The sequence below is a fragment of the Micromonospora sp. KC606 genome (assembly GCF_004348675.1).
Lineage (GTDB): Bacteria > Actinomycetota > Actinomycetes > Mycobacteriales > Micromonosporaceae > Micromonospora.
Genome location: NZ_SMKN01000400.1, coordinates 1 through 1,504, shown reverse-complemented (window position 1 = coordinate 1,504; position 1,504 = coordinate 1). Strand labels below are relative to the sequence as shown.

Annotated in this window: 1 pseudogene; it reads left to right on the top strand. The window is 68.3% G+C overall.

Annotated features, from left to right (window positions below):
• Positions 1–241: 241 nt before the first annotated feature.
• A pseudogene (locus tag E1193_RS31360) lies at positions 242–1,476 on the top strand (IS110 family transposase).
• Positions 1,477–1,504 lie beyond the last annotated feature (28 nt).

Sequence of the window (1,504 nt, the reverse complement as noted above, 5' to 3'; positions counted from 1 at the left end):
CTAATAGGTTCCGTCAGCCTGCTGGTGCAGGATGGCTTCGGTAGCGGCTGGCGGGTCAGCACTGCACTCTTCGGACCCGTTTGAGGTCTTGCGGCAGACCGTGCGCCCGTTGGTCGTGAGGAGACGGGACGGCTGGTGGGATGGCGTGCCCCGCTCTCTGGGCTTGGTGAGCACTTGGCTATTAGATCGCCGGCGTCTTCTCCACGCTGCTGAAGGGCGGGTGTCTGTGTGGGAGGTGAGGATGATCTGGGTAGGCGATGACTGGGCCGAGGACCACCACGACGTGGAGATCCTTGGCGAGGACGGGCGCCGGCTTGTCCGGGCGCGGTTGCCGGAGGGTCTTGGAGGTGTCGGTCGGTGGCATGCGCTGATCGCTGAGCACATGCCGGCGTCGTGGGCGGATCTGGACCCGGCCGAGGCGGCCGGGCGGGTGCGGATCGGGATCGAGACCGACCGTGGCACGTGGGTGCAGGCGCTGGTCGCGGTGGGGTATCAGGTGTATGCGATCAACCCGATGTCGGTGGCGCGGTACCGAGAGCGGCATTCCACTTCTGGTGCGAAGTCCGACGCCGGGGATGCGCATGTGCTGGCGGAGATCGTGCGTCTGGATCATGCCCATCACCGGCAGGTGGCTGGTGACAGCTCTCTTGCGGAGGCGGTGAAGCTGGTGGCGCGGGCGCATCAGAGCCTTGTCTGGGACCGCACTCGGCAGGTGCTGCGGCTGCGCTCGGCGTTGCGGGAGTTCTATCCCGCCGCGTTGGGGGCTTTCGACGACCTGGCCGCCGGTGAGGCCCTTGAGGTGCTGGACCGGGCACCGGATCCGGAGCGGGGTGCTCGCCTGCCGCGGGTCACGATCGTCGCCGCGCTGCGGCGTGCCGGTCGTCGTGATCTCGATGGCAAAGCTACCGCGATCCAGCAGCACTGCGCGCTGAGCAGCTGCGTCAGCCGCGGCCGGTGCAGAACGCCTTCGCGGCGATCGTGTCCAGCCAGGTCCAGATGATCAACGTTCTCGACATCGAGATCGCCGAACTCGGTCAGGTGGTGGCCTCACATTTTGGCCGGCACCGCGACGTTGAGCGTTACTTGAGCCTGCCCGGCCTCGGGCCAGTTCTCGGTGCCCGGATCCTCGGCGAGTTCGGCGACGACCCGCACCGCTACGTCGATGCCAAGGCCCGCCGCAACTACGCCGGCACCTCGCCGATCACTCGGGCGTCCGGCAGCCGCCGTGTCGTACTCGCGCGCTACGCCCGCAACCGCCGTCTCGCCGACGCCGTGCACCAGTGGGCGTTCTGCGCCATGCGCGGCTCACCCGGCGCTCGCGCCTACTACCAGGCCCTCCGTGACCGCGGCACCGGTCACCAGGCCGCCCTGCGCCAGCTCAGCAATCGTCTCGTCGGCATCCTCCACGGCTGCCTCAAGACCGGAACCACCTACGACGAGGCCACCGCCTGGGCCCATCTCCGACCCAGCACTTGACATCGAAGAACCATGGGATGTCTGCCGC